Origin of the sequence: Streptomyces exfoliatus, assembly GCF_000725545.1 — a bacterium.
Classification (GTDB): Bacteria; Actinomycetota; Actinomycetes; order Streptomycetales; family Streptomycetaceae; genus Streptomyces; species Streptomyces exfoliatus.
This window is the reverse complement of record NZ_JNZP01000001.1, coordinates 424,848-450,983: the sequence shown is the minus strand read 5'-3', so window position 1 is coordinate 450,983 and position 26,136 is coordinate 424,848. Positions and strand designations below refer to the sequence as shown.

Sequence of the window (26,136 nt, the reverse complement as noted above, 5' to 3'; positions counted from 1 at the left end):
GTACTTACTAAGGCTCGCCTTGGTGCGGTCACCACTTCTGGCGAGGTGTCAGGCGGGTGACAGAGACGTTTCTTCGGCGAGTTCGCGGCCCCCCGTGGCACAGATCCAGGCATCGGGGCGCCATGGGTGCGCCTCTCCCGAGGAAGGGGCCGCGAGATGGTGACCACCACGGCATGCGACACGCGCGAACGGGCGAGAGGGGCGCTCCTCGGCCTCGCCGTCGGCGACGCGCTCGGCGCGCCCGCCGAGAACATGCGGCCCTCCGAGATCCGCCGCCGCTGGGGCCGGATCGAGGGCTTCGTGACCGAGAGCCCCGCGGGCACCGACGACACCGAGTACGCGATCTTCTCCGCGCTGCTCCTCGCCCGGCACGGCTCGGCCCTCACCGTCCGGCACGTCGAGCGGGCCTGGCACCACTGGATCGCCGACCTCGACGAAGGACCGTTCCGCGGTGCGGGCTTCTCGGAGCGCGGCACCCTGGAGAACCTGCGTCGGGGGCTCGCCGCCCCCATCTCCGCCCAGCACCGCCACGCGTGGTCGGACGGTCTCGCGATGCGCGCCGCCCCCTTCGGCGTCTTCGCCGCCGGCCGCCCGGCCGAGGCGGCCCGGCTCGTCGCGATCGACGGCAGCGTCAGCCACGACGGCGAGGGCATCTACGGCGGCCAGGCGGTCGCGGCGGGCGTCGCGGCGGCGATGGCGGGCGAGACGGTCACCTCCGTGATCGCGGCGGCCCTCTCGGTCGTCCCGATGGACTCCTGGACGGCCCGCTCGCTGCGGCGCGCGGTGGTCGCCGCCCAACGGGTCCAGCCGGACCCGCTCACCCGCGAACGCCAGGTCCGCTCGGCGGTCGTCATCGGCGGCTACCCCTGGACGGACCTGGCACCGGAGGCCGTGGGCCTGGCCTTCGGCGCCTTCGCCGCGGCCCGCGGGGACTTCCGTACGGCCGTCCTGACCGCCGTCAACATGGGCCGCGACGCCGACACGACGGCGGCGGTGGCGGGCGCGCTGGCCGGCGCGGCGGGCGGCATGCGCGCGATCCCCGAGTCCTGGGCGACGGCCATCACCCCGGTGACGGGCAGCTGCCTGCCATCGATGCGCGGCTACCACGTCCTGGACGTCGCGGACCTGCTGACCCCGGAGGGCGAATCCTGATGACCCCGGAACCGAACACACCGACCACCACGGCCGCCGTCACCAGCGCCACCCCTGTGGGCAAGCGTCCCGCGGGGCGGGACGGGTGGGCACAGGCCCCCATGCCGGATCCCGGCCCTCTGCCGGGTGCCCATCAGGACCCGACGGCGCCCCCGGTGCCGGGTTCCGGCTCACCGGACCTCGCCCCGCAGGGACCCGCCCGGGAGCTCACACCGGTGCGCGGCACCGGCTCGTGGGGCGCGATCCACGAGGCCCCACCCCCCGAGCCCTCCCGCAGACCCGCCCGCGACGCGGTCGAAGGCCTCCTCCTCGGGCTCGCCGCAGGCGACGCCGCCGGATGGCCCGCCGCCCGCCACCGCGCCGCCCGAATGCCCGAGTGGACCCGCCGGCTCACCCGCGAACTGGACACCTTCGCCGAACAGAACGCGACGACCACCCTCCCCGTCCCCATCGCCCTCAACCAGCCGCCCGAACCCCTCCGCCTCGGCCCCTCCGACGACGCCGAGTGGGCGGTCTTCACCGCAGAGGCGGTCCTCACCGCCTCGGGCCAGGTCTTCGCCGGCCTGCCCCAGGAGCGCCGCCTCCGCGCCGCCGTCGACCTCGCCTGGAACGCCCTCGCCGGACAGGTCGCCGCCGCGGCCGAGCGCGCCCCCGAGGTCGAGTCCGCCGTGCTCCCGCTCCGCGCCCGGATCTCCGTCCGCGCGGGGCTCGGCAATCTCGCCACCGGTCTGCGCCCGCCCGCGACCGGCCACGACAACCCGCACTTCTTCGACGACGCCGCGTGCGTGCGGGCCGTGGTCCTGGCCCTCGTCCACCCCGGCGACCCGCGCGCCGCCGCCGAACTCGCCGAGTTCGACGCCCGGTACACCCAGGACGGCGACGGTGTGCACGGCGCCCGTGCGATGGCCGCGGCCGTCGCCGCGGCCTTCGGCGGGGCTACGGTCGACGAGAGCGTCGAGGCGGCGCTCGACGAACTCCCGCCCGTCACGGAGATCGGCCGCAACGCCCGGTACGCGGTGAAGTTGGCCCAGACCGCCGGTTCGGCCTTCGAGCTGGTCCCGCTCCTGGAGCACCAGATCGTGGACCACGTCTACAGCTACGGCATCGCCGCCGCCGAGACCGTCCCGGTCGCCCTCGCCCTCGCCACCGCCGCCCGTGGCGCGATGACGGCCGCCGTACCGGCCGCGGTCTGCCTGTCCCGGGTCGCCGACTCCGCCCCCGCGCTCGCGGGCGCGCTCACCGGGGCGCTCGGCGGGGGCCGTTCGGTGCCGGTGACGTGGCGTGACGCGTGCCGGACGCTCGCGGGCTGTGCGCTGCCCCGGCTCGCGGGGACGGATCTGGTCGAACTCGCCGGGCTCCTCGCAGCCACGGAACCGGCCACCCCGGGTGGACAATTCCGACATGACACCCACACTGGATGTGCCCAGCCTGGATGACCGGATCACCGGCAGCCTCCTCGGGGCCGCCGTCGGCGACGCGCTCGGCGGCCCCGTCGAGGGCTACACGCCCGAGCAGATCGTGGAGCGCCACGGCGGCCGGGTGACCGGGATCGTCGGCCCCTGGAACGGCGACGAGTGGCGCACCGCCCGCCCCGTCGCCCCGTACCACAAGGGCGACGGGCGCGTCACCGACGACACCTTGATGACCCACGCCCTGGTCCGGGTGTACGGACGAGTCCGCGGCCATCTCGACGCGTACGCGGTCGCGGACCATCTCGTCCCCGAACTCATGGGCTCCCCGGTCTGGATCCCCGAGCTGGAGGCCGAGGCGCTCCCCCTCCAGCGGATCTTCCTCGCCGAGAAGTGGATCGTGGCCCGGCTCCACTACGGCCATGTGGACCCGCGCGAGGCGGGCAGCGGCAACATCGTCAACTGCGGCGCCGCGATGTACATGGCGCCGGTCGGGCTCGTCAACGCCGCCCACCCGGAGGCCGCGTACGCCGAGGCCCTCGACGTGGCGGGGGCGCACCAGTCCTCGTACGGCCGCGAGGCGGCGGGGGTGTTCGCGGCGGCGGTGGCCGCGGCGTGCGCGCCGGGCGCCACGCCGTCGACGGTGGTGGGGACGGCCCTCGCCCTCGCGAAGGACGGCACGCGGTCGGCGATCGAGGCGGTCGCCGAAGTGGCGTCCGGCCACAGGGACTTCGAATCGGCGCTGACCCCGCTCCGCAGGGCGGTGGCCCCCTTCGACTCGGTAGGACCCGACTACCGCTCCCCCTCCCTCGGTGCCCGCCGGCCCTCCCGGCTGCACGCGATCGAGGAACTCCCGATCGCCCTCGGCATGCTCCTTGTCGGCGAGGGCGACTACCGCCGTACGGTCCTGGGCGCGGTCAACTACGGCCGTGACTGCGACTCGATCGCCACGATGGCGGGCGCGATCGTGGGGGCGCTGTACGGGGAAGCGGCCGTGCCCGCCGACTGGGCGAAGCAGGTGGCGGAGGCGAGCCGCCTCGACCTGCACGCCCCGGCGAGGGCGCTCGCCGAAGTGACCCGCGAGGTGTTCGCCGAGGACACGGAACGGCGCAGGGCCCACGCGTCGGCGTTCGCGGCCCTGACGAGCGCGGACCGGTGAACCTCCGTCTGACCTGGGTCCAGCCGGAGGACCTGGTGGGCCACGAACTGCGCCAGGCGAGGGAGGACGGCCGCGCCGCGACCGCCCTCGCGGCCCGCTGGGCGGCGGCGGGCGGCCCCCCGGCCCCGGAGACGGCAGGCGCGTCCGCGACCCCCCGCCCGGACCTCCGCCCCCTGGCGGAAGAACTCCTGACCGCGCTGGCGTCCCTCCCGACCCCCCTGGCGAACCGCGAACCGACCCCCCTCCACGACATCCAGACCCTGACGAACAGTCGCCCCACCGGCACCGCTGTGGGCAAACGTCCCGCAGCGCGATGGGGGCACCCCCTGCCCGAGCGAAGCCGAGAGCTTGGGGGAGGGTGGGCACAACCCCCACCGCCGGGCCCCGGCCTCCCGCCCCGCGCCCCCCAGGACCTGCCCGCACCCGAGCCGGCCGGTGCCGCCCCACACGAAGCGCCGAGGCTCCACACACGCCAGGGGCTCGGTCGCGAAGCCCCCGACGGACTCCGCGACCGTCTGCACGCCGCCTGGCTCGGCCGCGCCGCCGGCTGTCTGCTCGGCAAGCCCGTCGAGAAGCTCCCCCTCTCGGCCATCCGCGCCCTCGCCCGCGCCACCGGCAACTGGCCGCTCTCCACCTGGTTCACCGCCCGCGGCGTACCCCAGGGCCTACTGGCCGCCCACCCCTGGAACCGTCGCTCCGCCACCACCTCCCTCGCCGAGAACATCGACGGCATGCCCGAGGACGACGACCTCAACTACCCCCTGCTCAACCTGCTGCTGCTCCAGCGGTACGGCCGCGACTTCACCACCGCCGACGTCGCCCGCCTCTGGCTCGACGAGCTTCCCGCCGGCCGCACCTTCACGGCCGAGCGCGTCGCCTACCGCAACCTCCTCGACGGCGTCGAACCCCCGCTGACCGCCGTCCACCGCAACCCCTTCCGCGAGTGGATCGGCGCCCAGATCCGGGCCGACGTCCACGGCTGGACCCACCCCGGCGACCCGGCCGCCGCCGCGGCGCAGGCGTACCGGGACGCGGTGCTCACCCACACCGCGAACGGCGTCTACGGCGCCATGTTCGTCGCCGCCGTCCTCGCCACCGCGGCGACCGGCACCGCCGACGTCCACCAGTCGCTCGCCGCCGGCCTCGGGGTGATCCCGCCGCGCTCCCGCCTCGCGGAGGCCGTCCGCCGAGGAATCGGGCTGGCCCGCGAGACGACCGACTTCGACACCGTCGTCGACCGGCTGCACGCGGAACTCGGCGGGTACCACTGGGTGCATGCCGTCCCCAACGCCGCGCTGCTCGCCGCCGCCCTCACCCACGCCGACGGCGACTTCTCCCGCTCCGTCTGCGCGGCCGTGTCCGGCGGCTGGGACACCGACTCCAACGGCGCCACCGCGGGTTCGGTCGCCGGGCTGCTCGCCGGGCACCCCGACCGGCTGCCCGAGCGGTGGACCGCTCCGCTCAAGAACCGTCTCTCGACCTCCGTCCCGTCCTTCGACGGCGTCGGCTTCGACACCCTGGCCGAACTGACCCACCGGGAGGCAGTACGCCCATGACCAGCATCGTCGTACTCGGCAGCACGAACATGGACCTCGTCACCTACGTACCGAGGGCCCCGGCCCTCGGGGAGACCGTCACCGGCCGCTCCTTCCTCACGGTCCCGGGCGGCAAGGGCGCCAACCAGGCCGTCGCCGCGGCACGCGCGGGCGCCGAGGTGGCGATGATCGGAGCCGTCGGCGCGGACGACTTCGGAGCACGGCTGCGCGACAGCCTGGAGCACTGCTCGGTGGACACCGATCTCCTGCGCACCGCCGAGGGCGCCTCCGGCACCGCCCACATCGTCGTCGACGACGAGGGCGGCAACGCGATCGTCGTCGTCCCCGGTGCCAACGGCACCGTCACCTCCCTCTCCCACGGCGACGAGGCACTCATCGGCACCGCGGACGTCCTCCTCCTGCAGCTCGAACTCCCCCTCTCCGTCGTCGTGGAGGGCGCCGCGACCGCCCGCCGGCTGGGCGTCCGCACCGTCCTCACCCCGGCTCCCGCCCAGCCACTGCCCCCCGAACTCCTCGCCGCCGTCGACCTGTTGGTGCCCAACGAGCACGAGGCCGCCGCGCTCACCGGACTGACCGACCCGCGCGAGGCCGCCATGGCCCTGCTCCGGGACGTCCCCGAGGTGGTCGTCACCCTGGGTGCGGCCGGCAGCCTGTACGCGGCGCGGGGCGCCGATCCGGTCCTGGTGCCCGCGCCCCGGGTCCGGGCCGTGGACACCACCGGTGCCGGAGACACCTTCGTGGGCGCGCTCGCGGTCGCCCTCGGCGAGGGCCGCCCCGCCCCGGAGGCCCTGGCCTGGGCACAGGCCGCCGCCGCGCTCTCCGTCCGGCGCGAGGGCGCGTCGACCTCGATGCCGTACCGCGTCGAGATCGAGGCCGCCTTCCACTCCCCCGACACCCTGGAGGCCGACCCCGTATGACCGTCCACGCCACCGTGCACGCCACGGTCCACCCACCGGCCACCGCGCCCGAGGCACCCGCTCCGCCTCTGCGCGGGCTGCACGTCCTGGATCTCGCGACCCTCTTCGCCGGCCCTCTCGCGGCCATGATGCTCGGCGACTTCGGCGCCGACGTCGTCAAGGTCGAGCATCCCCGCAAGCCCGATCCGTCCCGTGGCCACGGCCCCGCCAAGGACGGCATCGGTCTCTGGTGGAAGGTCCTCGGCCGCAACAAGCGGACGATCACCCTCGACCTGTCCTCGCCGGGAGGCCGTGACACCCTCCTGGCTCTCGCCGCCGACGCCGACGTGATCGTGGAGAACTTCCGCCCCGGCACCCTGGAACGCTGGGGCCTGGGCTGGGAGGAGCTCTCCACCGTCAACCCGCGTCTGGTCCTCGCCCGCGTCACCGGCTTCGGCCAGTTCGGCCCGTACGCCCACCGGCCGGGCTTCGGCACCCTCGCCGAGGCGATGAGCGGCTTCGCGGCCATCACCGGCGAACCCGACGGCCCGCCCACCCTGCCCCCCTTCGGCCTGGCCGACTCCATCGCCGCCCTGGCCACGGCGTACGCGGTGATGACCGCGCTCACCGCCAGGACGACGACCGGCCGCGGCCAGGTCGTCGACATGGCGATCATCGAACCGATGCTCGCCGTCATCGGCCCCCACCCCCTCTGGTACGACCAACTCGGTTATGTACAGCCCCGGACGGGCAACCGCTCCCGCAACAACGCCCCGCGCAACACCTACCGGACCGCCGACGGCTCCTGGGTCGCCGTCTCCACCTCCGCCCAGTCGATCGCCGAGCGGGTACTGCGGCTCGTCGGCCGTCCGGAGCTGATCGACGAGCCGTGGTTCGCCGACGGCGCCGGACGGGCCGCGAACGCCGACGTCCTGGACGAGGCGGTCGGCTCGTGGATCGCCCGTCGCACCCGGGACGAGGCGATGGCGGCCTTCGAGAAGGCGGAGGCGGCCATCGCCCCCGTCTACGACATCCGGGACGTCGTCGACGACCCGCAGTACCGGGCGCTCGGCACCGTCACCGAGGTCGAGGACCCCGAACTCGGCCCGATCAAGATGCAGAACGTCCTCTTCCGCCTCTCCGAGACACCCGGAGGCATCCGCTGGCCCGGCCGCCCCCACGGCGCCGACACCACCGCCGTCCTCTCCGAACTCGGCCTCACCCCCGCCGAGATCGACCGCCTCCGCGACCAGGGGGCGGTATGAGCACCCTCGCGGGGGTCGACGGTCTCAGCCTGGTCCGCACCCCCCTCACCTGGCTGTACGCCCCGGGCGACCGGCCCGAGGTCGTCCGCAAGGCCCTCGCCTCGGGCGCCGACATCGTGATCGTCGACCTGGAGGACGCGGTCGCCCCGCACCGCAAGACGTACGCCCTCGACGCCACGGCGGATCTCCTCACGGACATCCACCCCGTCCCGGTGCACGTCCGCGTCCACTCCCCGCACGACATCCCCACCCTGGCCCCCCTCCCCGGCCTCTGCGGTCTCCGTGTACCCAAGGTGACACACGCCACTGACATCCACCGGATCGCCGAAGCCGCCCCGGGGCTCCCCCTCTACCCGCTCCTGGAGAGCGCCCTCGCCGTGGAGCAGGCGTACGCGGTCGCCACGGCCCACCCCGCCGTGCGCGGCATCGCGCTCGGCGAGACGGACCTCCGCGCCGACCTGGGGGTACGGGAGGACAGCGGCCTCGACTGGTCGCGCGGCCGGGTGGTGGTCGCGGCCCGCGCGGCCGGCCTCCCGGCCCCCGCCCAGTCGGTCCACCCGGACGTCGGCGACCTGGAGGGACTGGCGGCCGGCTGCGCCCGGGGCCGGGCCCTGGGCTTCTTCGGCCGGGCGGCCATCCACCCCCGCCAGCTCCCGGTGATCGAGCGCGCCTACCTCCCCACCCCGGAGGAGATCGACGCGGCGCGGGAGGTCGTCGCGGCGGCCGCGACGGAGCGGGGCGCCCAGGCCCTCCCGGACGGCCGCTTCGTCGACGCCGCGGTGGTGGAGGGCGCCCACCGCGTCCTCGCCCTGGCGGCGAGGACGGGCTGAGGCATGAAAAAGGGCCGCCGGGACCTCTCGGTCCCGACGGCCCTCCGGCCGGCTGGAAGGGATCAGCTCTTGGCGGCGGACCCTGCGCCGTTGTCGGCACCGCGCTCCGCGTCCTTGTCGGAGTCCGCGTCCTCGTCGGCCGCGGCGTCCTCGGGCTCGGCGTCCGCGTCGTCCGCGGTCGCGGCCGCATCCTCATCCGCGTGCGCCTCGTCGGCCTCGTCGGCCTTCGCGATCTTCTCGCTCTTGTCGGCCTTGGGCTCCACGATCTCCTCGCGGCCCGGGCGGATCCGCGACGAGATCACGATGTAGACCACCGCGAGGACGAAGACGATGATCGCCGTCCACACGTTCAGCCGCAGGCCGAGCACGTGGTGCGCCTCGTCGACGCGCATGTACTCGATCCAGGCCCGGCCGGCGCAGTAGGCGGCGACGTAGAGCGCGAAGGCGCGCCCGTGGCCAAGCTTGAAGCGGCGGTCGGCCCAGATGACCAGGAGGGCGACGCCGATGCACCAGAGCGACTCGTACAGGAAGGTCGGGTGGTACGTCCCGGCCTCGCGGTTCGCGCTCTCGGAGATCTCCAGGGCCCAGGGCAGGTCGGTCGGCTTGCCGTACAGCTCCTGGTTGAACCAGTTGCCCCAGCGGCCGATGGCCTGGGCGAAGGCGATTCCGGGGGCGATGGCGTCGGCGTAGGCCGGGAGCGGGATGCCCCGTCGGCGACAGCCGATCCAGGCACCGACCGCGCCGAGCGCGATGGCGCCCCAGATACCGAGGCCGCCCTCCCAGATCTTGAAGGCGTCGACCCAGTTCTCACCCTCGCTGAAGTACAGCTGGTAGTCGGTGATCACGTGGTAGAGGCGTCCGCCGACGAGGCCGAAGGGCACCGCCCAGACGGCGATGTCGGCCACGGTGCCGGCGGTGCCGCCCCGGGCGATCCAGCGCTTGTTGCCGTACCAGACGGCGACGAAGACACCGATGATGATGCAGAAGGCATAGCCGCGCAGCGGGATCGGTCCGAGGTTGATCACGCCGGTCGACGGGCTGGGAATATAGGCAAGGTCCATGGCAGGACCGACGCTACCCTGCCGGGCGGGCGGGACGGCAGCCCACCCGGCAACGTATGGGTAACTAACCTGCGGACTGCCCCGCCGAAGGGGCGGCCGTGCCGGGCTTCTTGCCCTTGTTGGCCTCGGCGACCCACTTCTTCAGGTTCTCCGGGGAGATCTGCTCGCCCCCCTTGGTCGGGAAGATCGATTCTCCGTTGAGGAGGACGGAGGGCGTGCCGCGGAAGCCGCCGTTCTGGAAGGCCTCGTTCGACTTGACCACCCAGCTGTCGTGCGTGCCGTCGTTCACACAGCTGCGGAACGCGGGCGTGTCGAGCCCCGGCACCTTCGCCGCCAGCTCGATCAGCTTCTCGTTCTTCCCGAAGGCGTCGTCCGTCTCCTGCGGCTGGTTGATGTAGAGCGTGTCGTGGTACGCGGTGAACTTCCCCGCGTCCTGGGCGCACGCCGACGCGTTCGCCGCGCGCAGGGAGCCGCTGCCGCCCATGTTCCCGTCGATGAGGGTGGCGAGGTGGTACTCGGTTCTGAGGGCGCCGGACGCCTCCAGCTCGTGGATCGTGTCCCGCATGACGTTCTCGAACTGGGCGCACGCGGGGCAGCGGAAGTCCTCCCAGATCGCGAGCGTCGACGGTGCGTCCGTCCTGCCCGTCGGGATGGCGGGCTTGCCGTCCTCCTCGGTCGCCCCGGTGGGGGCGACGACCGGGCCCGCCTTGTCCGACCCGCCGTCCTTGTCGCCGCCCGCGGCGATCACGCCGACGACCGCGGCCAGGCCGAGTACGCCGACCACCGCCGCCGACACGATCAGGACACGTCGCTGCTTCTCGCGGGCCTTCTCGCGCTCACGCTGCTGTTGGAGGCGCTCCCGCGCGCTCCCTGACCCGTCACCACGGTTCTTCTCGCTCACACCCCAGGAACGAACCGGGGAGGCACGTGCGTGCCTCCCCGGTCCCAGATCCATCCGAATGGGTTACGAAACGCGGCGGACACCCTCGGCGAGTTCGGCCGCCAGTTCCCTTACGGCGGCGAGTCCCGCGGCCTCGTCGCCGTCGGCGTCGAGGATCCGCTTCACGAAGGCGGAGCCGACGATCACGCCGTCGGCGAAGGCCGCGACCTCGCGCGCCTGCTTGGCGTCGGAGACGCCGAGCCCGACGCAGACGGGGAGATCCGCCGTGGCCCGGGTGCGGCGGACGAGGTCGGCGGCCTGTTCGCCGACCGACGCGCGGGTGCCGGTGACCCCCATCAGGGAGGCGGCGTAGACGAAGCCGGAGCCGGCCGCCGTGATGGTGGCGAGGCGCTCGTCCTTGCTGCTGGGCGCGACGACGAAGACGGTGGCGAGACCGTGCTTGTCGGCGTGCTCGCGCCAGAGCGCGGACTCCTGGACCGGCAGGTCGGGCAGGATGCAGCCCGCGCCGCCGGCGGCGGCGAGCTCCTCGGTGAAGCGTTCGACGCCGTACCGGTCGATGGGGTTCCAGTACGTCATGACGAGGACGGGCTTGCCGGTGGCCGCGTGGGCCTCCTTGACCGTGCGCATCACGTCGGCGATCTTGACGCCGCCGCGCAGGGCGATGTCGTCGGCGGTCTGGATGACCGGACCGTCGAGCACCGGGTCGCTGTGCGGGAGGCCGACCTCGACCACGTCCGCGCCGCCGTCGAAGACGGCCTTGATGGCCGCGATGCCGCCGTCCACGGTCGGGAAGCCGGCCGGCAGGTAGGCGATGAGCGCCGCCCTGTTGTCCGCCTTCGCCTTGGCGAGGGTGTCGCTGAGCAGCTGGATGTTGCCGGTCACTTGGCGTCCCCCTCGATCTCTGCGGTGCCGGCGCCGGCGTCCGCGGCGACCTCGGCGTCGGTGTCGTACAGGCCGAAGTAGCGGGCGGCCGTGTCCATGTCCTTGTCACCGCGGCCCGAGAGGTTGACGAGGAGCAGCGCGTCCTTGCCGAGCTCCTTGCCGACCTCCAGGGCCCCCGCGAGCGCGTGCGCCGACTCGATGGCCGGGATGATGCCCTCGGTGCGGGAGAGCAGTCGCAGCGCCTGCATGGCGGCGTCGTCGGTGACGGCGCGGTACTCGCCGCGCCCGCTGTCCTTGAGGTACGCGTGCTCGGGGCCGATGCCCGGGTAGTCCAGGCCCGCCGAGATCGAGTACGGCTCGGTGATCTGGCCCTCCTCGTCCTGGAGGACGTACGACCGCGAACCGTGCAGGATGCCCGGTTCGCCGGCGGTGAGGGTGGCCGCGTGTTCACCGGTCTCGACGCCGTGGCCGGCCGGCTCGCAGCCGATCAGGCGGACGTCCGCGTCCGGGATGAAGGCGTGGAAGAGGCCGATGGCGTTGGAGCCGCCGCCGACGCAGGCGATCGCCGCGTCGGGCAGGCGCCCGGCGCGCTCCAGGAGCTGGCGGCGGGCCTCGACGCCGATGACCCGGTGGAAGTCGCGGACCATCGCGGGGAAGGGGTGCGGTCCCGCGACGGTGCCGAACAGGTAGTGGGTCCTGTCGACGTTGGCGACCCAGTCGCGGAACGCCTCGTTGATGGCGTCCTTGAGGGTGCGGCTGCCGGACTTCACGGCGATGACCTCGGCGCCGAGCATCCGCATCCGGGCCACGTTGAGGGCCTGGCGCTGGGTGTCGACCTCGCCCATGTAGATGGTGCAGTCGAGGCCGAAGAGGGCGCAGGCGGTGGCGGTGGCGACGCCGTGCTGGCCGGCGCCGGTCTCGGCGATGACCCGGGTCTTGCCCATGCGCTTGGTCAGCAGGGCCTGGCCGAGCACGTTGTTGATCTTGTGCGAGCCGGTGTGGTTGAGGTCCTCCCGCTTGAGGAAGATCCGGGCGCCGCCGGCGTGCTCGGCGAACCGGGGGACCTCGGTGAGGGCGCTCGGGCGGCCGGTGTAGTTGACCATCAGGTCGTTGAGCTCGCGGGCGAACTCGGGGTCGGCCTTGGCCTTGTCGTACTCGACGGCGACCTCGTCCACGGCGGCGACGAGGGCCTCCGGGATGAACTTGCCGCCGTAGGCGCCGAAGTAGCCCTCGGCGGTGGGGACCTGACCCTCCGGGTCCGGAATGAAGAACTCGCTGGACATGCGGTTGCTCCTCGCGGGGCGGATGCCCCGTGTGACGTGGGGTTGATGGTCACGTTATGCGCGCGAACCACACACGTACGGCAACGCCGTCGCCGACCGTCCGCCACCCCCGTTGTGGGCAGTCGTTCCGCTGGGGCGGAACGGGTGGGCACAACGGAACGGCGCCCCTTGCCGGGCCCAGGTTTCCGCGCCTGGACCCGCACCCGTGGTGCGGCGCCCTCGTGGTGCGGGCCGGTACAGGAGGCGGAGGCGCCGCCGAGGGCGCCGTCCCGTGTGCCCACCCGTCCCGCCCAGCGCGGGACGACTGCCCACACGGCGGTGGGGTCGCAGCTGCCGGTCGGTGCTCGGCGTGTCAGACGGCGTCGAGGTCGTGTGTGAGTACGCGCGCGAGGCGCGGACGCCATCGCATGCCGTTGACCTGGCCGGGCTCCGAGCCGATGACGTACCGCACCCGGCGGCCGTGGACACGGCGGGCGGGTGCGCGGCAGCCACGCGGCCGGCAGCCACGGGCCAGCGGGGCGTGGGCGGGGACGGACGCCGCGGTACGCAGCAGTCGGCGCCGCCCCACGGGGTTCGCCGACGGCACGCCGACCGGGCCCGGGGCGGTGCCCCGGAAGGTCGGCGTGGCGCGGCGGCGGGTCATGGCGCGGTCAGCTCCGGCCGTGCCGGAGGGCGGGGTGGGCGCCGGCGGCGACGAGGTCGGCGACGGCGGCCTTCGGGTCGCGGCCGGTGACGAGGGACTCGCCGACCAGGACCGCGTCGGCGCCCGCGTTGGCGTAGGCGATGAGGTCGTGCGGGCCTCGGACGCCGGACTCGGCGACCTTGACGATGTGCGCGGGGATCTCCGGGGCGACGCGCTCGAAGGTGGTGCGGTCGACCTTGAGGGTCTTGAGGTTGCGCGCGTTGACGCCGATGATCCGGGCGCCCGCGTCGACGGCCCGCTCGACCTCGTCCTCGTCGTGCACCTCGACGAGCGGGGTGAGCCCGATGGACTCGGCGCGCTCGATGAGGGAGACCAGCGCCTCCTGCTCAAGGGCGGCGACGATGAGGAGCGCGAGATCCGCTCCGTACGCCCGTGCCTCCCAGAGCTGGTACGCGGTGACGATGAAGTCCTTGCGCAGGACCGGGATGTCGACCCGGGCCCTGACGGCCTCCAGGTCCGCGAGCGAGCCGCCGAAGCGGCGCTGCTCGGTGAGGACGGAGATGACGGCGGCGCCGCCCGCCTCGTAGTCCGCGGCGAGACCGGCCGGGTCGGCGATCGCGGCGAGCGCGCCCTTGGACGGGCTGGAGCGCTTGACCTCGCAGATGACCTTGACGCCGTCTCCGCGCAGCGCGGCGACGCCGTCCTTGGCCTGCGGGGCCTTGGCGGCGCGCTCCTTGAGCTCGTCGAGGGTGACCCGCGCCTGCCGCTCTGCGAGGTCGGCGCGTACGCCTTCGATGATCTCGTCGAGCACACTCACGCGAGGGGCCCCCTTCCGGGACGTTGATGGTGATGATGAACCAGGTTCAGCCACATCGATCCTATCCGCAGGACGGCTCCGTCATCGCATCGAGCGGAGCGGCGTCCCACCTGCTGGGACTCTCTCCAGGGTCCTCCCGGTGCCGCGCGGGACCCTCAGGGGGCCAGCGCGGAGCCGAAGGGAAGGTTCCGGACCAGGGTGAAGAGGGCGAGTACGGCCCCGATCCCCCACCACCAGACCGAGGAGATCGCGAGGCGCATGGGCTCCCCGCGGACGGCTCGAATCAGCCAGAGGGTCATGAGGACGCCGAAGAGTCCGTAGCCGACGACGGCGAGGGCGTTGGCGCCGAGGGCGGCCGGGAGGTCGCCGTGGGCGAAGGCGTGGGCGCTGCGCAGTCCGCCGCAGCCGGGGCAGTAGACGCCGGTGAAGCGGAGCAGCGGGCAGACCGGGTAGTGCCCGGGTTCGTTGGGGTCGACGGTCCCGACGTACGCGAAGGCGGCGGAGACCCCGGCGAGCGTGGCGAGGGGCGCGGAGAGCCGTCGCGCCGGCGAGCGGGGTGGCGGCGGCGGTACGGGCCCGCCGGGCCACACCCCCGCGTGCGGGGGCACCGCACCGGAGGGATGGGGCGGGCCGGACTCGCCCGGCGGGCCGAGTTCGCCCGGCGGGGCAGGTTCACCCGTCGGGCCAGGTTCACCCGGTCGGGTGGAGGAGGTGTCGGTCACGGCTGCGGCCGTCGGCTGCGGGTCCACCCGGTGATTCTCGCCCCCGACGCGCGGGAGCGCAGCCCGGCACGGCCGGACTGCGCTCTCGGGTGTGTCGTCGCGCTTCAGGAACGGGCTCGCGCGGTCGCGGTCGCGGCCTCGCGGGCGGCGGCGACGGCCGCCGACTCCTTCGGCATGCCGAGGCCGGCCGCCTTCATCGCGCCGCCGACGATGCCGCCGAGGACAATGACACCCATGCCGGCCCAGAAGCCGGGCTGGTTGGCGGCCACCATGAAGACTCCGGCGATGCAGAAGCCGATGAAGGAGATGATGACACCGGTCCAGGCGGCCGGGGTGTGTCCGTGGGCGCTGCCCGCCATGAGTTGCTCCTCGTTGCAGTTGCTCGATGGTGAGGTCTCGCGTGCGCGGACACTCTGCGCTCATTGTCCCGCACGCGGGCGCGCGAGGATGAATCGGGGGTACCGGGACGATCACGCGTCGCGGCCGGCTCCTCCGTCAGGCGCCGCGGGTGGGGTCCTCGCCGCGGTCCAGGGCCTTCCAGAGGTCCTCGGGCCGGTCCGGGTCGGTCGTGGGCGCCTTGCGCGCGGCGCGGGGGGTTCCGGAGCGCTCGTAGCGGCCGCCCATCGCCGGCCAGCTCTTGCCGAAGCGCAGGGCGAAGAGGCCGGCGAGCAGGATGAGGACGGCGCCTGCGGCGGTCACGTACGGCCAGGCGGTGTGCGTCAGGCCGGCCACGGCGGCGGCGGTGTCGCCGCTGATGCGGGCGGCCTCCGCGTTGAGGGCGGAGCTGTCGGACGCGCCGAGGACGGCGGCGAGCGCGGCGCCCGCGCCGCTGAGCGCGAGGAGCGCGGCGACGAGGGTGCGGCCGGTGCGGCGGACGGCGAAGACGGCGAAGAGCGCGGCGAGACCGACGATCGCGAGGGCGGTCGGCACACCGGTGACCGTGCCGCCGTCGGCCTCGACGGGGACGGTGCCGCCGCCGACGGACGCGGTGCCCTCCGCCCAGATCTGGCCCGCGGAGAGCAGGACTATGGTGGCGCCGAGGGCGCCGAGGAGGAGGGCCGCGGCCAGGCTGCGGCGGCCGCCGGTGGGGACGGCCGCACGGGCGGCCCGGGGCTGGGGTACGGGTACGGCACTCACGTACCCCACTATCCCCTACGTGCTCAGCTGCCGTTCATCCGGTTGGCGGTGTGGACGGCGCGGAGGACGGCGGCGGCCTTGTTCCGGCACTCGTTGTCCTCGGCCACGGGGTCGGAGTCGGCGACGACACCCGCTCCGGCCTGCACGTACGCCGTTCCGTCGCGGAGCAGGGCGGTGCGGATGGCGATGGCCGTGTCCGCGTCGCCGGCGAAATCGAGATAACCGACACATCCGCCGTAGAGGCCCCGGCGGGAGGGTTCGAGCTCCTCGATGATCTGCATGGCGCGGGGCTTGGGCGCGCCGGAGAGCGTGCCGGCCGGGAAGCAGGCGGTGAGCACGTCGAAGGCGGTCCTGCCCTCGGCGACCTCGCCGGTCACGGTGGAGACGATGTGCATGACGTGCGAGTAGCGCTCGACGGACATGAAGTCGACGACCTCGACGGAGCCGGGGGTGCAGACCCGCCCGAGGTCGTTGCGGCCGAGGTCGACGAGCATGAGGTGCTCGGCGCGCTCCTTGGGGTCGGCGAGCAGTTCCTCGGCGAGGTCGTGGTCCTCCTGCGGGGTGGCGCCGCGGTGCCGGGTGCCGGCGATGGGGTGGAGCAGCGCGTGCCCGTCCTCGACCTTGACGAGGGCCTCGGGGCTGGATCCGACGACGTCGAAGCCGTTCTCGAAGCGGAAGAGGTACATGTACGGGGAGGGGTTGGTGGCCCGCAGGACCCGGTAGACGTCGAGCGCTGAGGCGGCGCAGGGGGTCTCGAACCGCTGTGAGGGCACGACCTGGAAGGCCTCGCCCGCGCGGATGCGTTCCTTGATGTCCTCGACGGCGTCCTGGTAGGCCGGGCCGCCCCAGAGGGCGGAGAAGTCCGGCAGCGCGGAGGCGGGGAGGGCGGTGGGGGCGGTGGCGACGGGCCTGGCCAGGTCGGCCTCCATCGCGTCGAGGCGGGCGACGGCGTGCGCGTACGCCTCCTCGACGCCGGTCTCCAGGTCGTTGTGGTTGATCGCGTTGGCGATCAGCAGGACCGAGCCGTCCCAGTGGTCGAGGACCGCGAGGTCGCTGGTGAGGAGCATGGTCAGCTCGGGGAGCCGCAGGTCGTCGCGGGTGGAGTCCCCGATCTTCTCCAGTCGGCGCACGATGTCGTAGCCGAGGTAGCCGACCATGCCGCCGGTGAAGGGGGGCATCCCGGACGCCAGGTCGCGGGGGGTGTGGAGGGTCTCGACGGTGGCGCGCAGGGCCTGGAGCGGGTCGCCGTCCGTGGGGACGCCGACGGGCGGGGTGCCGAGCCAGTGCGCCTGGCCGTCCTTCACCGTCAGGGTGGCGTCGCTGCGGACGCCGATGAAGGAGTAGCGGGACCAGCTGCGGCCGTTCTCCGCGGATTCGAGGAGAAAGGTGCCGGGCCGCTCGGCGGCGAGCTTGCGGTAGAGCCCGACCGGGGTGTCGCCGTCCGCGAGGAGCCTGCGGCTGACGGGGATGACGCGGCGGTCGGCCGCCAGCTTGCGGAAGGTGTCGAGATCCATGGCACCGGACCTTACTGGGATACGGGGAGCACGTCGGCGTCGAAGCAGGTGCGGGCGCCGGTGTGGCAGGCGGCCCCGACCTGGTCGACCTTGACGAGGAGGGTGTCCGCGTCGCAGTCGAGGGCGACGGACTTGACGTGCTGGACGTGGCCGGAGGTGTCACCCTTGACCCAGTACTCCTGGCGGCTGCGCGACCAGTAGGTGCAGCGGCCGGTGGTGAGGGTGCGGTGCAGGGCCTCGTCGTCCATCCAGCCCAGCATCAGCACCTCGCCGGTGTCGTACTGCTGGGCGATGGCGGGGACGAGCCCGTCGGGGCTGCGCTTGAGGCGGGCGGCGACGGCCGGGTCGAGATTGCTGCTCATGTCGCCATTGTGCCGCGCCCCGGGGTGGTGTCCGGCGGAGCGTCCACTGGGCGGACCGGTGGCGGCGGTCGTACGCTGGAGGTCATGTCGACCCATGCCAAACGTGAACGGCTTCTGCTCGCCGACCTGTTGGAGGCGGCGGGCCCGGACGCACCGACGCTCTGCGAGGGCTGGCGTACCCGGGACCTCGCGGCCCATGTGGTGGTGCGCGAGCGGCGCCCGGACGCGGCGGCCGGTTCGCTCGTACCGGCGCTGAAGGAACGGCAGGACCGGGTGCAGGCGGAGTTCGCCGACAAGCCCTACGAGGAGCTGATCCAGCTCATCCGTACGGGGCCGCCGCGGTTCTCGCCGTTCACCATCAAGCAGGTGGACGAGGGGGCGAACGTCGTCGAGTTCTACGTCCACGCGGAGGACGTGCGCCGCGCCCAGCCCGACTGGTCGGCGCGCGCGCTCGACCCGGTCTTCGCGGACGCCCTCTGGTCCCGTCTGGAGCGCACCGCCCGGCTCCTCGGCCGCAAGGTCCCGGTGGGCCTGGTCCTTCGCCGCCCGAACGGCCAGACGGCGGTGGCGCACCGAGGCACCCCCGTGGTGACGGTCTCGGGGGAGCCGGGTGAGCTGGTGATGTACCTGTACGGGCGCCAGGACGCGGCGAAGGTGGAGCTGGACGGGGAGGCGGAGGCGATCGAGCGGATGCGCGAGACCAAGCAGCTGGGGCTCTGACCCGGAAACGGGTTGCGGTCCGTCAGGGCATTTCCGCGCGGCGCAGGGCCTTCACCGAGAGGCCGTAGAGCCCGCCGAGGGCGCAGACGGCGGCGCTGGCGGTGAAGACCGGCGCCGGGCCCCACAGTCCGACGGCCGCCCCGGTGAGCGGGAAGCTCAGCGGGGCGACGCCGAGGCTGAAGAAGGTGGTCACCGAGGTGACCCGGCCCAGGTAGGCGGGGTCGCACTCGGTCTGGGTGAGTGCTCCGCACAGGGCGCCGCTGAGTCCGGCGAGCAGACCGATCGCGACGGACACGGCCACGGCCGCGGGCAGCCCCGGTACGTACGCGAGGGCGCCGATCGACACCGCGCCGAGGGCGATGGTCCAGGAGAGCATCCGTCCCGCGCGCGGGACGCGGCCCCGTACGGTCAGGACCAGGGACGCGGCGCCTGCTCCCGTGCCGAAGCCGGCGAGGACCCAGCCGATGCCGGCGGCGCCCCAGCCGCGCTGGTCGGAGAGGAGCGCGAGGCCGACGTTGAGGGGGCCGACGAAGCCGAGGTCGCTCAGGGCGATGACGATCGTCAGCGGGCCGAGGACGCGGTGCCGGCGGATGTAGCGCAGTCCGTCGGTCAGGTCGCGCAGGGCGGTGGTCCTCTCCCGTGGCTGCCCGTCGTCGGAGGGCAGTGGCGAGAGGCGGAGCGCCAGGAGCAGGGGCAGCGAGAAGGCGAAGAGCAGACCCGCCGCGCCGAACGCGGCGGCCGGTCCGCCGAGGGCGACCGCGAGTCCGCCGAGCGGGGCGCCGAGCAGGACCGATGTCCGGTAGGAGAGGCCCCGCATGCCCTGGACCCTGCCGAGCTGCGCGGTGGGGGCGATCCGCGGCGGCAGGGCGCCGACGGCGGGCATGAAGAGGGCGTCCACGGCTCCGAAGACGAGCGCGAGGGCGGCGAGGGCCCAGAGCCCCGGGGTGGAGAGGGCGAGCAGGGCGGCGACGCCGAGGACGACGACACAGCGGACGGCGTCGGAGGAGATGACGACCCGGCGGGGTCCGAACCGGTCGGCGACCACTCCCCCGAAGAGCATCAGGAGGGCGCGCATCACGGCGCTGAGGGCGAGCACGATGCCGGCCTGCGCGGGGGTGCCGCTCTGGACCGCGGCCCAGGAGAGGGCCAGGTGGTAGACCATGTCGCCGGTGGTGGAGGCGGTGTAGGCGCCGAGCCAGCGCAGGATGTTGGGGTCGCGGTAGGCGGGGCGCTCTACGGGGGCGAGCTGGGTGGCCGTCACGAGCGGTAGGGGAACGCGTGGAGGTGGACAGCGACGTTCTCGCGGCCCTCGGTCTCGCCGGCCGCTTCGGCGGCGCGGGCGGCCTGGTCGTGCTTCATGAGGACGGCTTCGAGCTCCTGGCCGAGGGCGGTGAGTTCGGCGGCGGTGAGGCGGGGCAGCCATTCGCTGCTGACGGAGGCGGAGCGCCACTCGTCGGACCAGGTGAGCCGCTCGTCGAGGAAGCGGCGGTGGAGTTCGACGCGCTGTTCGTTGACGGTCCGCCCGAAGGCGTCGCTCGCGGCGACCAGTTCGGGGGCGTCCCGGACGTCCTCCTCCTGGATGCTGAAGCCGTACGAGCTGGGCTGCCACCAGCGTTCACGGCCGTCCGCCGACTGGGTCTCGGCCTCCTCGATGAGGCCGTGGTCGGCGAGCTTGCGCAGGTGGTAGCTGACGAGGGAGACGGCCTCGTCGACCTGGTCGGCGAGCTGGGAGGCGGTGGCGGTGCGGGCCACGAAGAGGGCGCGGTAGAGGCGCATCCGCAGCGGGTGCGAGATGGCTTTGAGGGTGCCGAGATCGGTGATCCGGCGGTTCTCCGGCGAGGTCATGACACGACGTTAGATGCGAAGGAAAAACTGCGCAATGAGAATTGCGCAAATAATCCTGCGCATCTGGCGAAGAAGGAGGGCCCCCGGAGGGGCCCTCACCCGCACCCGCTCAGCGGACCTGGTGGCCCGCCTCCCGCAGCGCGTCCTTGACCTGGGGGATCCGCAGGTCGCCGAAGTGGAAGACGGAGGCCGCGAGCACCGCGTCCGCGCCCGCCGCCACGGCCGGCGGGAAGTCGGCGAGCTTGCCGGCGCCGCCGGAGGCGATCACCGGCACCGTGACGTGCTTGCGCACGGCCGCGATCATCTCGGTGTCGTAGCCGTCCTTCGTCCCGTCCGCGTCCATCGAGTTGAGCAGGATCTCCCCCGCCCCGAGCTCGGCGGCCCGGTGCGCCCACTCGACGGCGTCGATGCCGGTGCCCTTGCGGCCGCCGTGCGTCGTCACCTCGAAGGACCCCGAGGCGGTACGCCGGGCGTCGACCGACAGGACCAGCACCTGGCGGCCGAAGCGCTCCGCGATCTCCTGGATCAGCTCGGGGCGCGCGATGGCGGCTGTGTTGACGCCCACCTTGTCGGCCCCGGCCCGCAGCAACTTGTCGACGTCCTGTGCCGCCCGGACGCCGCCGCCGACCGTGAGCGGGATGAAGACCTGCTCGGCGGTGCGGCGCACCACGTCGTAGGTGGTCTCCCGGTTGCCGGAGGAGGCGGTGATGTCGAGGAAGCACAGCTCGTCGGCACCCTCGGCGTCGTACAGCTTCGCCATCTCGACGGGGTCACCGGCGTCCCGCAGGTTCTGGAAGTTGACGCCCTTGACGACCCGGCCGTTGTCGACGTCCAGGCAGGGGATCACCCGTACGGCGAGGCTCATGCCGCATCACCCCGGAAGGCTTCCACCTCGACCTCGACGACCAGGCTGGGGTCGACGAAGCCGGAGACGATGATCATCGAGGCGGCGGGGCGGACGGCGTCGAACAGCTCCTTGTGCGCGCGGCCGACCTCCTCCACGTCCCGGGCGTGCGTGATGTACATCCGGGTGCGCACGACGTGCTCCGGGCCCATGTCCAGCTGCTTCAGCGCGCCGAAGGCCACGTTGAAGGAGTTCATCGCCTGCTCGTAGGGGCCTCCCCCGGCGATCTGGCCGCCGACCACCGACGTACAGCCGGAGACCAGGACCAGGCCGTTCGGCAGCCGCACCGCGCGGGAGTAGCCGAACTGGTCCTCCCAGGGAGCGCCGGTCACGACCTTGCGGACCTCGGCGGTCACGGCCGCACCGCCGCGAGCGCCTCTTCCAGGGTGAACGCCTTGGCGTAGAGCGCCTTGCCGACGATGGCGCCCTCCACGCCCAGCGGGACCAGCTCGGACAGGGCCCGCAGGTCGTCCAGGGAGGAGACGCCGCCGGAGGCGACGACGGGCTTGTCGGTGGCCGCGCAGACGTTCTTCAGGAGCTCCAGGTTGGGGCCCTGGAGGGTGCCGTCCTTGGCGATGTCGGTGACGACGTAGCGGGAGCAGCCCTCGGAGTCGAGGCGGGCGAGCGTCTCGTAGAGGTCGCCGCCGTCGCGGGTCCAGCCCCGGCCGCGGAGCGTCGTGCCGCGTACGTCGAGTCCGACGGCGATCTTGTCGCCGTGCTCGGCGATGACCTTGGCGACCCACTCGGGGGTCTCCAGGGCGGCGGTGCCGAGGTTGACGCGGGTGCAGCCGGTGGCGAGGGCGGCGGCGAGCGAGGCGTCGTCGCGGATGCCGCCGGAGAGCTCGACCTTGATGTCCATGGCCCGGGCGACCTCGGCGATCAGCTGCCGGTTGTCCCCGGTGCCGAAGGCGGCGTCGAGGTCCACCAGGTGGAGCCACTCGGCGCCGGAGTTCTGCCAGGCGAGGGCCGCTTCGAGCGGGGAGCCGTAGGAGGTCTCGGTGCCCGACTCGCCGTGCACGAGGCGGACGGCCTGGCCGTCGCGGACGTCGACGGCGGGGAGGAGTTCAAGCGTCTGAGCCATGATCAGAGGGTCTCGATCCAATTGGTGAGGAGCTGGGCTCCGGCGTCGCCGGACTTCTCGGGGTGGAACTGGGTGGCCCACAGGGCGCCGTTCTCGACGGCCGCGACGAAGGGTTCGCCGTGGGTGGCCCAGGTGACCTTGGGGGCGCGCATGTTCTTGTTGCCGACCTCCAGGGTCCACTCGCGCACCGCGTAGGAGTGCACGAAGTAGTACCGGGCGTCGGCGTCGAGGCCGGCGAACAGCTGCGTGTCGGCGGGCGCGTCGACGGTGTTCCAGCCCATGTGGGGGACGACGGGGGCGTTCAGCGGCTCGACGGTACCGGGCCACTCGTCGAGGCCCTCGGTCTCAACGCCGTGCTCGATGCCGTGGGCGAAGAGGATCTGCATGCCGACGCAGATGCCCATGACCGGGCGTCCGCCGGAGAGCCTGCGGCCGACGATCCAGTCGCCGCGGGCCTCCTTGAGTCCCTGCATGCAGGCGGAGAAGGCACCGACGCCGGGGACGAGGAGCCCGTCGGCGTTCATGGCCTTGTCGTAGTCGCGGGTGATCTCGACGTCGGCGCCGACCCGGGCGAGGGCGCGCTCGGCGGAGCGGACGTTGCCGAAGCCGTAGTCGAAGACGACGACCTTCTTCGGGGAGGAGGTGCTCATGGTCACGCCCACACGCTCAGTCGGAGCACGCCGGCGGTGAGGCACATCGCCGCGCCGACGGAGAGCAGCACGATGACGCTCTTGGGCATCTGCTGCTTGGCGAAGGAGTAGATGCCGCCGAGCAGGAAGAGCCCGACGACGATGAGGACGGTGGAGAGGCCGTTCACGACTAGAGGGCGCCCTTCGTGGAGGGGAGGATGCCGGCGGCGCGCACGTCGCGCTCGGAGGCGTAGCGGAGGGCGCGGGCGAGCGCCTTGAACTGGCACTCCACGATGTGGTGGGCGTTGCGCCCGTACGGGACGTGGACGTGCAGCGCGATCTGGGCCTGGGCGACGAAGGACTCCAGGATGTGCCGGGTCATCGTCGTGTCGTACGAGCCGATCATCGGCGCCATGTTCTCGGGCTCGGTGTGCACGAGGTACGGCCGGCCGGAGAGGTCGACGGTCACCTGGGCGAGCGACTCGTCCAGGGGGACGGTGCAGTTGCCGAAGCGGTAGATGCCGACCTTGTCGCCGAGGGCCTGCTTGAAGGCGGCGCCGAGGGCGAGGGCGGTGTCCTCGATGGTGTGGTGCGAGTCGATGTGCAGGTCGCCGTCGGTCTTGACGGTGAGGTCGAACAGACCGTGCCGGCCGAGCTGGTCGAGCATGTGGTCGTAGAAGCCGACCCCGGTCGACACGTCGACCTTTCCGGTGCCGTCGAGGTCGATCTCGACGACGACGGAGGTCTCCTTGGTGGTGCGCTCAACGCGGCCTACGCGGCTCATCGCTCCTGCTCCTTCATCAATTCACGAACCGCGTCGAGGAACGCGTCGTTCTCTTCGGGTGTGCCGGCGGTGACCCGCAGCCATCCCGGTACGCCGTTGTCCCGGACAAGGACGCCCCGGTCGAGGATCCGCTGCCAGGCCGCGTGGGTGTCGGGGAACTTCCCGAACTGCACGAAGTTGGCGTCCGAGTCGGTGACCTCGAAGCCGATCGCGCGCAGCTCGGTGACGAGCCGGTCGCGCTCGCCCTTGAGCTGTTCGACGTACCCGAGGAGGGTGTCGGTGTGCTCGAGGGCGGCGAGCGCCGTCGCCTGGGTGACGGCGGAGAGGTGGTACGGGAGGCGGACCAGCTGGACGGCGTCGACCACGGCGGGGTGGGCGGCGAGGTAGCCGAGGCGCAGTCCCGCGGCGCCGAAGGCCTTGGACATGGTCCGGGAGACCACCAGGTTCGGGCGGCCCTCGATGAGGGGCAGCAGCGAGTCCCGGTGGCTGAACTCCACGTACGCCTCGTCGACGACCACCATGGAGGGCCTGGCCGCCTGGGCCGCCTCGTAGAGGGCGAGGACGGCGTCGGCCGCGACGGCGGTGCCGGTGGGGTTGTTGGGGGAGGTGATGAAGACGACGTCGGGCCGGTGCTCGGCGATCGCCTTCTCGGCCGCCGCCACGTCCAGGCGGAAGTCCTCGTGGCGCGGGCCGGAGATCCAGCCGGTGCCGGTGCCGCGGGCGATGAGGGCGTGCATCGAGTACGAGGGCTCGAAGCCGATGGCGGTACGGCCGGGGCCGCCGAAGGTCTGGAGCAGCTGCTGGAGGACCTCGTTGGAGCCGTTGGCCGCCCACACGTTCTCGACGGCGACCGGGTGCTTTCCGGTGCGGGTGAGGTAGCGGGCGAGTTCGGTGCGCAGCTCGACCGCGTCCCGGTCGGGGTAGCGGTTGAGGCCGCGGGCGGCCTCGGCGACCCGCTCCGCGATCCGGGCCACCAGGGACTCGGGCAGCGGGTAGGGGTTCTCGTTGGTGTTCAGCTGGACGGGGACGTCGAGCTGGGGCGCGCCGTAGGGGGACTTGCCGCGCAGCTCGTCGCGGACGGGGAGGTCGTCGATGCGGACTGTCTCGTTCGGGGTCACTTGCTCTCCGGCACCTTCCACCCGAAACGGGCCTTGATCGCGGCGCCGTGGGCGGGCAGGTCCTCGGCCTCGGCGAGGGTCACCACGTGGTGGGCGACGTCGGCGAGCGCGTCGCGCGTGTAGTCCACGATGTGCACCCCGCGCAGGAAGGACTGCACGGAGAGGCCCGAGGAGTGGCAGGCGCAGCCGCCGGTGGGCAGGACGTGGTTGGAGCCGGCGCAGTAGTCGCCGAGCGAGACGGGGGCCCAGGGGCCGACGAAGATCGCGCCCGCGTTGCGGACGCGGTCGGCGACGGCGGCGGCGTCGCGGGTCTGGATCTCCAGGTGCTCGGCGCCGTACGCGTCGACGACGCGCAGGCCCTCGTCGAGGCCGTCGACGAGGACGATCGCGGACTGGCGGCCGGCCAGGGCGGGGACGATCCGGTCGTCGACGTGCTTGGAGGCGGCGACCTGGGTCTTCAGCTCGGCCTCGGTGGCCGCGGCCAGCTCCTCGGAGTCGGTGACGAGGACGGAGGCGGCCATCGGGTCGTGCTCGGCCTGGCTGATCAGGTCGGCGGCGACGTGGACGGGGTCGGCGGTGGAGTCCGCGAGGACCGCGATCTCGGTGGGGCCGGCCTCGGCGTCGATGCCGATGCGGCCCTTGAGGAGGCGCTTGGCGGCGGCGACGTAGATGTTGCCGGGGCCGGTGACCAGGTTGACGGGGGCGCAGCCGGGCTCGTCGGCGGTGCTCCGCGTGCCGTACGCGAACATGGCGATGGCCTGGGCGCCGCCGGCCGCGTAGACCTCGTCGACGCCGAGCAGGGCGCAGGCGGCGAGGATCGTGGGGTGCGGCAGGCCGCCGAACTCCTTCTGCGGCGGGGAGGCGATGGCCACGCCCTCGACGCCGGCCTCCTGGGCGGGGACGACGTTCATCACGACGGAGGACGGATAGACGGAGCGGCCGCCCGGCACGTACAGGCCGACGCGGTCGACCGGGATCCACTTCTCGGTGACCGTGCCGCCGGGGACGACCTGGGTGGTGTGGGTGGTGCGGCGCTGGTTCCGGTGGACGAGGCGGGCGCGCCGGATGGACTCCTCCAGGGCGGCGCGGACGGCCGGGTCGAGCTCGTCGAGGGCGCGGCGGAGCTCCTCGGCGGGGACGCGCAGGCGCTCGATGCGGACGCCGTCGAATTTCTCCCCGTAGTCGATCACCGCTGCGGCGCCATGATGCCGTACGTCCTCGCAGATCGGCCGCACCTTCTCCAGGGCGGCTTCCACGTCGAACTCGGCACGGGGCAGCAGGTCGCGCAGGGCGGAACCCTCGGGGAGGGCCTCGCCGCGCAGATCGATTCGAGAGATCACGGGTCAATTCTCGCAGACGGCCTACAACGCCGGTCGCCCGTATCACCAGCTGATACATGCCAATCACTGACTGATACACGTCACATTGGCGTCCTCTCGCCACTCCTGACCGTTAGCGTTCAGCCC

Annotated in this window: 29 protein-coding genes; 8 read left to right on the top strand and 21 right to left on the bottom strand. The window is 73.3% G+C overall.

What is annotated here, in order from left to right; all coding sequences use genetic code 11:
• Nucleotides 1–156: 156 nt before the first annotated feature.
• The 7 genes from IO20_RS0102090 to IO20_RS0102060 all read left to right on the top strand — a co-directional run bounded on the left by IO20_RS0102090 (nucleotide 157) and on the right by IO20_RS0102060 (nucleotide 8,267).
• Nucleotides 157–1,152: an ADP-ribosylglycohydrolase family protein gene (locus IO20_RS0102090; protein WP_030547245.1), complete on the top strand. Its 996-nt coding sequence runs from the start codon at nucleotides 157–159 to the stop codon at nucleotides 1,150–1,152.
• A 101-nt stretch (nucleotides 1,153–1,253) separates the two neighbouring features.
• Nucleotides 1,254–2,588, top strand: coding sequence for an ADP-ribosylglycohydrolase family protein (locus IO20_RS0102085; RefSeq protein ID WP_037634468.1), 1,335 nt, complete (start codon nucleotides 1,254–1,256; stop codon nucleotides 2,586–2,588).
• On the top strand, nucleotides 2,554–3,720 hold the full coding sequence (locus IO20_RS0102080; RefSeq protein ID WP_030547249.1) for an ADP-ribosylglycohydrolase family protein: 1,167 nt from the start codon (nucleotides 2,554–2,556) through the stop codon (nucleotides 3,718–3,720). The genes IO20_RS0102085 and IO20_RS0102080 overlap by 35 nt, the downstream gene beginning before the upstream one ends.
• On the top strand, nucleotides 3,717–5,276 hold the full coding sequence (locus IO20_RS0102075) for an ADP-ribosylglycohydrolase family protein (RefSeq protein ID WP_030547251.1): 1,560 nt from the start codon (nucleotides 3,717–3,719) through the stop codon (nucleotides 5,274–5,276). Before IO20_RS0102080 ends, IO20_RS0102075 begins: the two co-directional genes overlap by 4 nt.
• Nucleotides 5,273–6,193: a ribokinase gene (gene rbsK / locus IO20_RS0102070; RefSeq protein ID WP_030547254.1), complete on the top strand. Its 921-nt coding sequence runs from the start codon at nucleotides 5,273–5,275 to the stop codon at nucleotides 6,191–6,193. Before IO20_RS0102075 ends, rbsK begins: the two co-directional genes overlap by 4 nt.
• Nucleotides 6,190–7,437: a CaiB/BaiF CoA transferase family protein gene (locus tag IO20_RS0102065; RefSeq protein ID WP_051874310.1), complete on the top strand. Its 1,248-nt coding sequence runs from the start codon at nucleotides 6,190–6,192 to the stop codon at nucleotides 7,435–7,437. Before rbsK ends, IO20_RS0102065 begins: the two co-directional genes overlap by 4 nt.
• A complete protein-coding gene (locus IO20_RS0102060; protein ID WP_051874311.1) occupies nucleotides 7,434–8,267 on the top strand; it encodes an HpcH/HpaI aldolase/citrate lyase family protein in 834 nt (277 codons plus the stop codon). The genes IO20_RS0102065 and IO20_RS0102060 overlap by 4 nt, the downstream gene beginning before the upstream one ends.
• A gap of 62 nt (nucleotides 8,268–8,329) precedes the next feature.
• Here the strand turns inward: IO20_RS0102060 and lgt are convergent, their stop codons facing one another.
• The 11 genes from lgt to hisI form a co-directional block, all read right to left on the bottom strand.
• On the bottom strand, nucleotides 8,330–9,328 hold the full coding sequence (lgt, locus tag IO20_RS0102055) for a prolipoprotein diacylglyceryl transferase (protein ID WP_078945869.1): 999 nt from the start codon (nucleotides 9,326–9,328) through the stop codon (nucleotides 8,330–8,332).
• A gap of 64 nt (nucleotides 9,329–9,392) precedes the next feature.
• Entirely contained in the window at nucleotides 9,393–10,229 is an 837-nt protein-coding gene (locus IO20_RS0102050; RefSeq protein WP_030547262.1) for a DsbA family protein, read from the bottom strand.
• Nucleotides 10,230–10,292: 63 nt separating this feature from the next.
• Nucleotides 10,293–11,111, bottom strand: a complete 819-nt coding sequence (gene trpA, locus IO20_RS0102045; RefSeq protein WP_030547264.1) for a tryptophan synthase subunit alpha — start codon at nucleotides 11,109–11,111, stop codon at nucleotides 10,293–10,295.
• On the bottom strand, nucleotides 11,108–12,394 hold the full coding sequence (gene trpB, locus IO20_RS0102040) for a tryptophan synthase subunit beta (RefSeq protein ID WP_030547266.1): 1,287 nt from the start codon (nucleotides 12,392–12,394) through the stop codon (nucleotides 11,108–11,110). The genes trpA and trpB overlap by 4 nt, the downstream gene beginning before the upstream one ends.
• 352 nt (nucleotides 12,395–12,746) lie before the next feature.
• Nucleotides 12,747–13,037 (bottom strand): tryptophan biosynthesis modulator TrpM, encoded by a 291-nt coding sequence (gene trpM, locus IO20_RS0102035; RefSeq protein WP_031126668.1) that lies wholly within the window; start codon nucleotides 13,035–13,037, stop codon nucleotides 12,747–12,749.
• A 7-nt stretch (nucleotides 13,038–13,044) separates the two neighbouring features.
• Nucleotides 13,045–13,854: an indole-3-glycerol phosphate synthase TrpC gene (trpC, locus tag IO20_RS0102030; protein ID WP_030547270.1), complete on the bottom strand. Its 810-nt coding sequence runs from the start codon at nucleotides 13,852–13,854 to the stop codon at nucleotides 13,045–13,047.
• A gap of 155 nt (nucleotides 13,855–14,009) precedes the next feature.
• The gene (locus IO20_RS0102025; RefSeq protein ID WP_106978536.1) at nucleotides 14,010–14,462 is read right to left on the bottom strand and encodes a DUF2752 domain-containing protein; all 453 of its coding nucleotides are present in this window, start codon (nucleotides 14,460–14,462) and stop codon (nucleotides 14,010–14,012) included.
• Between the two features lie 218 nt (nucleotides 14,463–14,680).
• Complete coding sequence (locus IO20_RS0102020) at nucleotides 14,681–14,935, bottom strand: HGxxPAAW family protein (RefSeq protein ID WP_030547274.1); 255 nt, start codon at nucleotides 14,933–14,935, stop codon at nucleotides 14,681–14,683.
• Between the two features lie 136 nt (nucleotides 14,936–15,071).
• Nucleotides 15,072–15,722, bottom strand: a complete 651-nt coding sequence (locus tag IO20_RS0102015) for a TIGR02234 family membrane protein (RefSeq protein WP_030547276.1) — start codon at nucleotides 15,720–15,722, stop codon at nucleotides 15,072–15,074.
• Nucleotides 15,723–15,736: 14 nt separating this feature from the next.
• Entirely contained in the window at nucleotides 15,737–17,227 is a 1,491-nt protein-coding gene (locus IO20_RS0102010; protein WP_030547278.1) for an anthranilate synthase component I, read from the bottom strand.
• 11 nt (nucleotides 17,228–17,238) lie between these two features.
• The gene (gene hisI, locus IO20_RS0102005) at nucleotides 17,239–17,589 is read right to left on the bottom strand and encodes a phosphoribosyl-AMP cyclohydrolase (RefSeq protein WP_030547280.1); all 351 of its coding nucleotides are present in this window, start codon (nucleotides 17,587–17,589) and stop codon (nucleotides 17,239–17,241) included.
• Between the two features lie 84 nt (nucleotides 17,590–17,673).
• Between hisI and IO20_RS0102000 the strand changes: the two genes are divergently transcribed.
• Nucleotides 17,674–18,309 carry a TIGR03085 family metal-binding protein gene (locus IO20_RS0102000; RefSeq protein WP_030547282.1) on the top strand — a complete coding sequence of 212 codons (636 nt, stop codon included), beginning with the start codon at nucleotides 17,674–17,676 and terminating at the stop codon, nucleotides 18,307–18,309.
• Nucleotides 18,310–18,331: 22 nt separating this feature from the next.
• Here IO20_RS0102000 and IO20_RS0101995 read toward each other — a convergent pair whose 3' ends face one another.
• The 10 genes from IO20_RS0101995 to hisD form a co-directional block, all read right to left on the bottom strand.
• Nucleotides 18,332–19,570 carry an MFS transporter gene (locus tag IO20_RS0101995; protein WP_030547285.1) on the bottom strand — a complete coding sequence of 413 codons (1,239 nt, stop codon included), beginning with the start codon at nucleotides 19,568–19,570 and terminating at the stop codon, nucleotides 18,332–18,334.
• Nucleotides 19,567–20,154 (bottom strand): ArsR/SmtB family transcription factor, encoded by a 588-nt coding sequence (locus tag IO20_RS0101990; RefSeq protein WP_030547288.1) that lies wholly within the window; start codon nucleotides 20,152–20,154, stop codon nucleotides 19,567–19,569. The genes IO20_RS0101995 and IO20_RS0101990 overlap by 4 nt, the downstream gene beginning before the upstream one ends.
• A 109-nt stretch (nucleotides 20,155–20,263) precedes the next feature.
• Nucleotides 20,264–21,019 carry an imidazole glycerol phosphate synthase subunit HisF gene (hisF, locus tag IO20_RS0101985; RefSeq protein ID WP_030211599.1) on the bottom strand — a complete coding sequence of 252 codons (756 nt, stop codon included), beginning with the start codon at nucleotides 21,017–21,019 and terminating at the stop codon, nucleotides 20,264–20,266.
• Complete coding sequence (locus IO20_RS0101980) at nucleotides 21,016–21,414, bottom strand: RidA family protein (protein WP_030547290.1); 399 nt, start codon at nucleotides 21,412–21,414, stop codon at nucleotides 21,016–21,018. Before IO20_RS0101980 ends, hisF begins: the two co-directional genes overlap by 4 nt.
• Nucleotides 21,411–22,139 (bottom strand): bifunctional 1-(5-phosphoribosyl)-5-((5-phosphoribosylamino)methylideneamino)imidazole-4-carboxamide isomerase/phosphoribosylanthranilate isomerase PriA, encoded by a 729-nt coding sequence (gene priA / locus IO20_RS0101975; RefSeq protein ID WP_030547292.1) that lies wholly within the window; start codon nucleotides 22,137–22,139, stop codon nucleotides 21,411–21,413. Before priA ends, IO20_RS0101980 begins: the two co-directional genes overlap by 4 nt.
• A 2-nt stretch (nucleotides 22,140–22,141) precedes the next feature.
• Nucleotides 22,142–22,789, bottom strand: a complete 648-nt coding sequence (hisH, locus tag IO20_RS0101970) for an imidazole glycerol phosphate synthase subunit HisH (RefSeq protein WP_030547294.1) — start codon at nucleotides 22,787–22,789, stop codon at nucleotides 22,142–22,144.
• Nucleotides 22,790–22,791: 2 nt separating this feature from the next.
• Entirely contained in the window at nucleotides 22,792–22,956 is a 165-nt protein-coding gene (locus tag IO20_RS40660) for a hypothetical protein (protein WP_030211591.1), read from the bottom strand.
• 2 nt (nucleotides 22,957–22,958) lie between these two features.
• A complete protein-coding gene (hisB, locus tag IO20_RS0101960; protein WP_030211590.1) occupies nucleotides 22,959–23,552 on the bottom strand; it encodes an imidazoleglycerol-phosphate dehydratase HisB in 594 nt (197 codons plus the stop codon).
• The gene (locus IO20_RS0101955) at nucleotides 23,549–24,670 is read right to left on the bottom strand and encodes a histidinol-phosphate transaminase (RefSeq protein WP_030547297.1); all 1,122 of its coding nucleotides are present in this window, start codon (nucleotides 24,668–24,670) and stop codon (nucleotides 23,549–23,551) included. Before IO20_RS0101955 ends, hisB begins: the two co-directional genes overlap by 4 nt.
• Nucleotides 24,667–26,010 carry a histidinol dehydrogenase gene (gene hisD / locus IO20_RS0101950; RefSeq protein ID WP_030547299.1) on the bottom strand — a complete coding sequence of 448 codons (1,344 nt, stop codon included), beginning with the start codon at nucleotides 26,008–26,010 and terminating at the stop codon, nucleotides 24,667–24,669. The genes IO20_RS0101955 and hisD overlap by 4 nt, the downstream gene beginning before the upstream one ends.
• Between the last annotated feature and the right edge of the window lie 126 nt (nucleotides 26,011–26,136).

Bases quoted from the DNA above. Each gene is read 5' to 3' on its own strand.
- IO20_RS0102020 (WP_030547274.1), bottom strand. From the start codon at position 14,935: ATGGCGGGCAGCGCCCACGGACACACCCCGGCCGCCTGGACCGGTGTC.
- rbsK (WP_030547254.1), top strand. From the start codon at position 5,273: ATGACCAGCATCGTCGTACTCGGCAGCACGAACATGGACCTCGTCACC.
- trpM (WP_031126668.1), bottom strand. From the start codon at position 13,037: ATGACCCGCCGCCGCGCCACGCCGACCTTCCGGGGCACCGCCCCGGGC.
- priA (WP_030547292.1), bottom strand. From the start codon at position 22,139: ATGGCTCAGACGCTTGAACTCCTCCCCGCCGTCGACGTCCGCGACGGC.
- IO20_RS0102000 (WP_030547282.1), top strand. From the start codon at position 17,674: ATGTCGACCCATGCCAAACGTGAACGGCTTCTGCTCGCCGACCTGTTG.
- IO20_RS0102085 (WP_037634468.1), top strand. From the start codon at position 1,254: ATGCCGGATCCCGGCCCTCTGCCGGGTGCCCATCAGGACCCGACGGCG.
- IO20_RS0102010 (WP_030547278.1), bottom strand. From the start codon at position 17,227: ATGGATCTCGACACCTTCCGCAAGCTGGCGGCCGACCGCCGCGTCATC.
- IO20_RS0102080 (WP_030547249.1), top strand. From the start codon at position 2,554: ATGACACCCACACTGGATGTGCCCAGCCTGGATGACCGGATCACCGGC.
- IO20_RS0102090 (WP_030547245.1), top strand. From the start codon at position 157: ATGGTGACCACCACGGCATGCGACACGCGCGAACGGGCGAGAGGGGCG.
- IO20_RS0102065 (WP_051874310.1), top strand. From the start codon at position 6,190: ATGACCGTCCACGCCACCGTGCACGCCACGGTCCACCCACCGGCCACC.
- IO20_RS0102060 (WP_051874311.1), top strand. From the start codon at position 7,434: ATGAGCACCCTCGCGGGGGTCGACGGTCTCAGCCTGGTCCGCACCCCC.
- hisH (WP_030547294.1), bottom strand. From the start codon at position 22,789: ATGAGCACCTCCTCCCCGAAGAAGGTCGTCGTCTTCGACTACGGCTTC.
- IO20_RS0101990 (WP_030547288.1), bottom strand. From the start codon at position 20,154: ATGACCTCGCCGGAGAACCGCCGGATCACCGATCTCGGCACCCTCAAA.
- hisB (WP_030211590.1), bottom strand. From the start codon at position 23,552: ATGAGCCGCGTAGGCCGCGTTGAGCGCACCACCAAGGAGACCTCCGTC.
- hisI (WP_030547280.1), bottom strand. From the start codon at position 17,589: ATGAGCAGCAATCTCGACCCGGCCGTCGCCGCCCGCCTCAAGCGCAGC.
- trpB (WP_030547266.1), bottom strand. From the start codon at position 12,394: ATGTCCAGCGAGTTCTTCATTCCGGACCCGGAGGGTCAGGTCCCCACC.
- lgt (WP_078945869.1), bottom strand. From the start codon at position 9,328: ATGGACCTTGCCTATATTCCCAGCCCGTCGACCGGCGTGATCAACCTC.
- hisF (WP_030211599.1), bottom strand. From the start codon at position 21,019: ATGAGCCTCGCCGTACGGGTGATCCCCTGCCTGGACGTCGACAACGGC.